8 protein-coding genes are annotated in these 6,989 nt (G+C 60.5%); 6 read left to right on the top strand and 2 right to left on the bottom strand.

Features of this window, described 5'->3' with window-relative positions; genetic code table 11:
• Window positions 1-95 precede the first annotated feature (95 nt).
• Both HDF15_RS18895 and gap read right to left on the bottom strand, forming a co-directional pair.
• Window positions 96-341 carry a hypothetical protein gene (locus HDF15_RS18895; RefSeq protein WP_184258335.1) on the bottom strand — a complete coding sequence of 82 codons (246 nt, stop codon included), beginning with the start codon at window positions 339-341 and terminating at the stop codon, window positions 96-98.
• Between the two features lie 212 nt (window positions 342-553).
• Entirely contained in the window at window positions 554-1,558 is a 1,005-nt protein-coding gene (gene gap / locus HDF15_RS18890; protein WP_184258333.1) for a type I glyceraldehyde-3-phosphate dehydrogenase, read from the bottom strand.
• Window positions 1,559-1,886: 328 nt separating this feature from the next.
• Between gap and HDF15_RS18885 the strand changes: the two genes are divergently transcribed.
• The 6 genes from HDF15_RS18885 (at window position 1,887) to HDF15_RS18860 (ending at window position 6,704) form a co-directional block, all read left to right on the top strand.
• A complete protein-coding gene (locus HDF15_RS18885; protein WP_184258331.1) occupies window positions 1,887-2,732 on the top strand; it encodes an ATP-binding protein in 846 nt (281 codons plus the stop codon).
• Between the two features lie 169 nt (window positions 2,733-2,901).
• On the top strand, window positions 2,902-3,648 hold the full coding sequence (locus tag HDF15_RS18880) for an ATP-binding cassette domain-containing protein (RefSeq protein ID WP_184258329.1): 747 nt from the start codon (window positions 2,902-2,904) through the stop codon (window positions 3,646-3,648).
• Window positions 3,645-4,274: an ABC transporter permease gene (locus tag HDF15_RS18875; RefSeq protein ID WP_184258327.1), complete on the top strand. Its 630-nt coding sequence runs from the start codon at window positions 3,645-3,647 to the stop codon at window positions 4,272-4,274. The genes HDF15_RS18880 and HDF15_RS18875 overlap by 4 nt, the downstream gene beginning before the upstream one ends.
• Entirely contained in the window at window positions 4,271-5,155 is an 885-nt protein-coding gene (locus HDF15_RS18870; RefSeq protein ID WP_184258325.1) for a DUF1444 family protein, read from the top strand. Before HDF15_RS18875 ends, HDF15_RS18870 begins: the two co-directional genes overlap by 4 nt.
• 107 nt (window positions 5,156-5,262) lie before the next feature.
• Window positions 5,263-6,153, top strand: coding sequence for a glycine betaine ABC transporter substrate-binding protein (locus tag HDF15_RS18865; protein ID WP_184258323.1), 891 nt, complete (start codon window positions 5,263-5,265; stop codon window positions 6,151-6,153).
• Window positions 6,153-6,704 (top strand): DinB family protein, encoded by a 552-nt coding sequence (locus HDF15_RS18860; protein WP_184258321.1) that lies wholly within the window; start codon window positions 6,153-6,155, stop codon window positions 6,702-6,704. Before HDF15_RS18865 ends, HDF15_RS18860 begins: the two co-directional genes overlap by 1 nt.
• Window positions 6,705-6,989 lie beyond the last annotated feature (285 nt).

Below are 6,989 nucleotides of genomic sequence, written 5' to 3'. Positions count from 1 at the left end.
GGAGGTTGCTCAGGCTCACGTTCCCACGCTGCACAGGCAACGCTTCCTTGATCCGTTCATACTGCGCCTCTGTCAGTTCCATCGGTACGAACAGGCTAACAGAAGTCTAGCCAATAGTGTGAACACGCCCTAATAAGAGTTTTTGTGCCGTCTGTGTTGCGTCGATACTTCCGCAGTGGGCCGTCACGTAAGTTGGCTTGTGGAGCGCCGTATCTTTCAACGCTGAGCCGCCACATCTCGGCATGGAGTTCATCGACTGTCTTGCTTAGCCAGTAGAAGATGCTGGCGTTCTTTTCTTCCTCGGTGCGTGTATCGGGAATGAAGTCTTTGTCCATCGGCATGCCTCTCCTCAAGCTTACTGGTGGAACAGGCATTCATGGAGAAAAGTGCGTGCGGTATGTGCCGTTTTGACACCTCCCGGGAGGCTTTGATTTCATAGCTTGCAAAGTACGCGATCTATTCCGCTCAGCATGACGGGTTTGAGGGAGACCAAAAGGAAAACGGGGCAGCCTTGAGGCTGCCCCGTTCATTCATCTGATGGCTAATTTACAGCTTACAGACCCTTCTTCACCAGGAACAAAATCAGGTCCTTGACGCGCGAGGAGTAGCCCCACTCGTTGTCATACCAGCTGATGACCTTGCCGGTGTTACCGATCACCTTGGTCAGCTTGGAGTCGACGATGCTCGAGAGTGAGTTACCGCGGAAGTCAGTGGAGACCAGTTCTTCCGTGGTGTAGCCCAGGATGCCCTTCAGCGCGCCTTCGCTGGCGGTCTTCAGGGCTGCATTGACGCTCTTCACGTCGAGGGGCTTCTCGGTTACGAACGTAAGGTCGACCACGGAGACGTTCGGTGTCGGTACGCGCATGGAGAAGCCGTCGAGCTTGCCGTCCATCTCCGGGATCACGAGCCGCAGGGCCTTGGCAGCACCGGTCGACGAGGGAATCATCGAGAGCGCAGCAGCGCGGGCGCGGCGCAGGTCCTTGTGCGGCGTGTCGAGGATGACCTGGTCGTTGGTGTAGCTGTGGATCGTGGTCATGATGCCCGACTGGATCGTGAAGGTGTCGTGGAGAACCTTGACGATCGGCGCGAGGCAGTTGGTCGTGCAGCTCGCGTTGGAGATCACGTGGTGCTTTGCGGCATCGTACTTATCTTCGTTGACGCCGAGCACGATGGTGATGTCCTCGTTGCTGGCGGGCGCGGAGATGATGACCTTCTTGACCGTGCTGCCGAGGTGGGCCTTGGCCTTCTCGGCGTCGGTGAAGAAGCCGGTGGACTCGACGACGACTTCAGCGCCAACCGAGGCCCAGTCGAGCTTCGCGGGGTCGCGCTCGGCGAAGACCTTGAGGGCTTTGCCGTCGATGATGATCGAGTCTTCGGTGTGCGAGATCTCGTTCTTCAGGTTGCCGAGGATGGAGTCGTACTTGAGCAGGTGCGCGAGCGTCGCGGGGGTGGTGAGGTCGTTGACGGCGACGAATTCGATGTCGGGATTGCCCAGTGCGGTGCGGAAGACGTTGCGTCCGATGCGGCCGAAGCCGTTGATTCCAACCTTGACTGCCATGTGCTCGTGTGACCTCTTCTTCTGGTTTGCAGGGGGCGTTGCGCCCTTGGGAAGCACGTCGAACGGCCCGCGCCTCAGTTCTTTGAGGCTACCAAAGGGGAGGGGTGGGGGCAAACCGAGGTCAGGGGCCAGGGCGCAGGCCCAGGGATTAGGGCCCAGGGCACAGGGATTAGAAAACGGACTTACACCCTCTCGATTCCGGCTAAACGCACGGTTCTAATCCCTAATCCCTGGGCCCTGATCTCTGTCCCCTGTCCCCTGGCCTTTGCGGCATAGGGAACGCGTGTGTTACAAACCAGCTATGCGCGAATGGTTGCGCGAGAAACTCATGAGAAGACGTTCGAAGCGTGGACCGAATGATTCGGAGTCCACGGGCAAGATAGGGCAGGAGCTCCCTGCGAACCAGCAGGCACCCCTGCGCCCCTCATATCCTGAGCCGACGGCGAAGGCCGAACCCGATGTTCCTGAGCCACAGGTCGAAGCTGTGCCTGTGCAGGAGCAAGCGGTTTTGGAGCCTCAGCACGAAGCTCAGCCAGAACCCCAGGTAGAAACCCCCACCGTCCCGCAGATCGTCCACGAGACGCAGCCGGAGTCGCTCGCGACTCCGCCTGCCGAGCCTGTGGCTGTGCCGGCGAAGTCGCCGCGCGGCTACGTCGTGCTGACGATCGGGTTGCCCGGATCGGGTAAGACGACCTGGTACAAGCGCCGCGGCGTCACCCCGCTTTCGAGCGACATGCTGCGGAATATCCTGTTCGACGACATCACGGATCAGCGCTACCAGGGGCTGGTCTTCAGCACACTGCGCAGCCTGCTGCGAGCGCGGCTGATCGCCAAGATGCCGTGGAACTACGTCGACGCCACCAACCTTAGCCCGCACGAGCGCCGTCAGTGGATCAAGATGGCCAAGAGCTTTGGTTATGAGGTGCAGGCGGTGTTCTTCGACGTGCCGCTGGCGGTTTGCCTGGAGCGCAACTCGAAGCGCGAGCGCCAGGTAACCGACGAGGTTATGCACAAGATGGCCGAACGGCTGCGGCCGCCGGTCTTCAAGGAAGGCTTCGACAAGATCACGGTGGTGCGCGTAAAGGGCGCTGCTCCCTCAGCAACACTTGAACCTGCGGCAGGACAGTCGCAGGGTGGTGCAGAGAACACGCCCGAGGCTGCGGTCGAAGGTTAGCACTTTTCTTCCTGAGGGTAACCGGAGGGAAGTTTGTTTTTCGCCGTCATCCTGAGGCGTAGCCGAAGGACCCCCGCATTGGTGCCACCACCAAATGCGGGGGTCCTTCGCGGTTGGCCCAGGATGACGACGAAAACAGAAGTTCGTTTTATCCCTAACGGAATCTTCTATGGCTACCCAGGATGTGGAGTTCGCGCAGGTGAGCTTTACGGTTGAGGGTGGCCGTCAGCTTTTAAGCGACATCTCCCTGCGGGTTGAGCCCGGCACTACCACTGCCTTGCTGGGCCGCAGCGGCTCCGGCAAGACGACGCTGCTGCGCACGGTAAATGCGCTGGTGCGGCCGACCTCCGGACGCGTGCTGGTGGGCGGGCAAGATGTCTCCAAGACCGATGTGATCGCGCTGAGGCGCGGCATCGGTTATGTCATCCAGGAGTCGGGGCTGTTTCCGCACATGAGCATCGAGCGCAATGTGGGGATGGCTCTGGAACTGTCAGGGAAGCCTAAAGCCGAGATCGCCGCCCGTGCTGCCGAGATGCTGCAGCTTGTCGGCTTGCCGGAGGAGATGGCGAAGCGTTTTCCGTGGCAGTTGAGCGGCGGACAGCGGCAGCGGGTTGGCCTGGCGAGAGCCCTGGCGTCCGACCCTGAAGTGCTGCTGATGGACGAGCCGTTCGGCGCTCTCGACCCTCTGACTCGCGCGGAGATGCAGACGATGCTCCGTGACCTGCTGCAGCGTGTGGGCAAGACGACATTGATCGTGACGCACGATCTGGAAGAGGCGCTGTATCTCGCTGACCGTGTCGTATTACTGGAGGCGGGGCGCATCGTCGCAAACCTTGCGGCGCACGAGGTGCGTGAGTCGCAGAATGAGGCGATGCGCGCTTACGTTGCGGCAACGCATCGTGGAGGTGCGGCATGAGCGCATTCCTGCATCGCTACGGCAGCCAGATCGCGCGGCTCACCTTCGAGCACCTGTGGCTTACCGCTAGCGCGATGTTGTTTGCGTCGTTGATTGGTCTGCCTCTGGGCATTTTGTTGACGCGGCAACAGCGGCTGGCAAGGCCTGTGCTGGCGGTAGCCAATATCCTGCAGACGATCCCCAGCCTGGCTCTGTTTGGGCTGCTGTTGCCGGTACCCTTCCTGGGAGACCGGGCGGCGAGGCTGGCCATCGTTGCACTGATCGGCTATGCGCTGCTGCCGATTCTGCGCAATACCTATGCGGGAATTCTCAGCGTCGACCCGGCTTTGATCGATGTCTCCAACGCGCTCGGGATGAAAGGCCTGCAACGGCTGGTGAAGGTGGAACTCCCGCTGGCTGCGAGCGTCATCCTGGCGGGCCTGCGGACGGCGACTGTAACCTGCGTCGGCGTCGCGACGATTGCAGCGGCGATCGGGGCGGGTGGGCTGGGAGAGTTAATCTTCCGTGGCGTGGCCTCGGTCGATAATGGTCTGGTCCTGGCGGGAGCGGTTCCGGCGGCGCTGCTGGCGCTGTGCGCGGATGGGGTGCTGGGGCTGCTAGAGAAAAGATTGGCGGTCAGGCGATGAGTTGGTGGCCGTTTGGAAAGGATCGATCGAAGAAAGCGAGTGCTGAACTGGAGCCTGTTGCCGCGCCGCAGCTATACGAGTCGCAGATCTCGATGCTGGAGAGGATGGTGCAGCAGCCCTGCAGCCGGGATGGGTTGTTTCTGCTGTACTCCAAGCTGCTGGAGGAACGCCTTGGCGTCAGCGACATGAAGTTTGTTCACACTGACGTTCTTTCGTTTCAGAAGCCAGGCGGCGGGGAGATGCAGAGCTATCTTCAGAACCTCTGGATCGCCTACTCGCGCAATCCTGAATCGCGTGCCGAGGTGATCGAGCAGTATCTCAAGGCCTTGGGCAGTTCCATGCAGCCGGAGCAGGCCATTACGCGCGAGCAGATCATTCCTCTGGTCAAGGACTCCGAGTACTTCGCCGTCTTTGAGAACAAGCCCAACAGTCTCGTGTCGGAACATCTGGTAGCCGATCTTTTTGTGGTGTACGCCGTGGATTGGCCGGACCGCACGGCGACCTTGAGCCAGAGCGAGTTTAAGAAACTTGGGCTGGATATGAGCGGCCTGCGCCAGCTTGCGGTGGAGAACCTCAGGGGGATGCTGGCCAACATTGAATGTCACGATGGCGGCCTCTGGTCTATGGTCTCGGCGGGTGGGACATACGAGGCCAGCATTCTGTTGTTGGATACCTTTTGGGATCAGGTGCGCGAAGAGGTGGAGGGCGATCTTGTGGCGGTTGTGCCCGCTCGTGACGTGCTGCTCTTTACGGGAGCGGGTTCTGCCGATGGCTTGCGGGAGATCAAAGGACGGGCGACGAAGATTGTGAGCACGAGCGATCATGTGATTTCGGCTACGCTGCTGAGACGGACGAATGGAGCATGGGCAACGTTTGATTAGGTGCCTAAGAATATTAGACGGCGTGACTGAAGTACTGCCTCTTCAGAGGAAAGCAGCTTCCTTGCGGGAATGACGAGCAAGAAAAGCAAAGGCAAAGGTTGGGCTTATTGAAACTGACTCGTATAGCGCGTGCTCTTTTGCTCCTGGCTTTTACGACATGCCTTGTTGCCTGCGCTCCGCCCCGCTCGTCGCACATCGTGATCGGAGCGAAGAACTTCACCGAGCAGGTGGTGCTGGGCGAACTTCTTGCGCAGGAGATCGAGGCTGCGGGCGGCGGCAAGGTCGAGCGCCGGTTCTGGCTTGCGGGAAGCTATCTGTGCCAGCAGGCTTTGGTGTCAAATCGTATCGATGGCTATGTCGAGTACACCGGCACGGCGCTGACGGCGATTCTCAAGCAACCCCTGGAGCGGGATTCCGCAAAGGTCGATGCCACCATAGCACGGCTGTATGAACAGCTCTATCAGGTGCGCGCAGGGCCGGGACTGGGCTTTGAGGACACGTTTGCTATGGTCGTGCGTGGAGACGATGCGCGCAGGCTGGGATTGAAGACGATCTCCGCTGTGGCAAAGCTCGCTCCGCAGTGGAGACTGGGCGTGGGGTATGAGTTTGCCGAGCGGCCCGATGGCCTGGCTGGCTTGAATGCGGCGTACGGCCTGCACTTTGTGGGCGAACCGCGCACCATGGAGTTAGGTTTGCTCTATCGGTCTCTCGCAGCGCATCAGGTGGATATCGTGGCAGGGAACTCGACCGATGGTGCGATTAAGGCGCTGGACTTCGTGGCACTGGAGGACGATCGCCATTACTTTCCTCCGTATGAGGCTGTGCCGCTGGTGCGGGAAGATTCGCTCAAGCGATGGCCACAGATCGGTATCGCGATGCAGAGGTTGGCGGGCAAGGTGAATGCCGACGAGATGCGCGCGATGAATCTTGCGGTCGAGTCGCAGCATCGAGATGCTGGGGATGTCGTGCGGGAGTTTCGCACGCGGAAAGGGTTGTGATGGCGGATAACGATGCAGGTGGGGAGTTGGCTGCGAGTCCCGAGAATCGAGTTGCGAGTCGCGGGCCAGAGCCGTGGCTGCGCGGAACGCTCCCCGAGGTTGAGCCCGTGCGCCGTGCGGTATTGCATGCGTTGGAGTTGGCCGGCGAGGATGCCGCGCGCTGGTGTAGCGATCTAAGCGAGGAAGAGATGTTTGCCCGGCCCGCGAACCTGCCGTCGGTGGCTTTCCAGATGCGGCATATCGTGCGGTCCTTGGACCGTCTGTTGACCTATGCCGAAGGTCGCCAGCTTACCGATGTGCAGCGGATGGGATTGCGCTCGGAGCTGGCTCCTATCGGCACGGCGGCGGATGTGCACGCGGAGTTTCGTTCAGAGCTGCAGCGTGCGATGGAGCGTGTTCGAGCCTTTGCGCCGGAGCAGTTTACGGAGCCGCGCGGCGTTGGCAGGAAGCTGTTGCCCACGACTGTCGTGGGGCTGCTCATCCACTGTGCGGAGCACACCCAACGGCATGTGGGGCAGATGGTGACGACGGTGAAGGTCTTGCGGGCTTAGTTTGGTAAGTCTTTGGCTCGTTGCAGAATGATTGCCCATTCATCACTGCGCGAAACGCGTTCCCTGATGCTTCAGCATCGCGGGTCGGAGGGAGCCGTAGCCTTTAGGCTACGGAAATAGAGGTTTAGCAAAGATGTGGCCTTTAGGCCCGGGCATTCTTTCGGCTGCACACAAAAGGCCCGGGGCTAAAGCCCGATTCTCGCCTGCCCTTGATTCCGTGGCCTAAAGGCCACGGCTCCCTCCGACCCGCGACGCTAAAGCGTCACGGGTGGCGCTTCGTGCTGT

This window comes from Granulicella mallensis, assembly GCF_014203225.1.
Lineage (GTDB): Bacteria > Acidobacteriota > Terriglobia > Terriglobales > Acidobacteriaceae > Granulicella > Granulicella mallensis_A.
Note: the sequence above shows the minus strand (reverse complement) of the source record. Positions and strands in the feature narration are given on the sequence as shown.

Excerpts from the sequence above, each read along its gene's own strand:
- gap (WP_184258333.1), bottom strand. The coding sequence starts at position 1,558 with ATGGCAGTCAAGGTTGGAATCAACGGCTTCGGCCGCATCGGACGCAAC.
- HDF15_RS18895 (WP_184258335.1), bottom strand. The coding sequence starts at position 341 with ATGCCGATGGACAAAGACTTCATTCCCGATACACGCACCGAGGAAGAA.
- HDF15_RS18875 (WP_184258327.1), top strand. The coding sequence starts at position 3,645 with ATGAGCGCATTCCTGCATCGCTACGGCAGCCAGATCGCGCGGCTCACC.
- HDF15_RS18880 (WP_184258329.1), top strand. The coding sequence starts at position 2,902 with ATGGCTACCCAGGATGTGGAGTTCGCGCAGGTGAGCTTTACGGTTGAG.
- HDF15_RS18885 (WP_184258331.1), top strand. The coding sequence starts at position 1,887 with ATGAGAAGACGTTCGAAGCGTGGACCGAATGATTCGGAGTCCACGGGC.
- HDF15_RS18860 (WP_184258321.1), top strand. The coding sequence starts at position 6,153 with ATGGCGGATAACGATGCAGGTGGGGAGTTGGCTGCGAGTCCCGAGAAT.
- HDF15_RS18870 (WP_184258325.1), top strand. The coding sequence starts at position 4,271 with ATGAGTTGGTGGCCGTTTGGAAAGGATCGATCGAAGAAAGCGAGTGCT.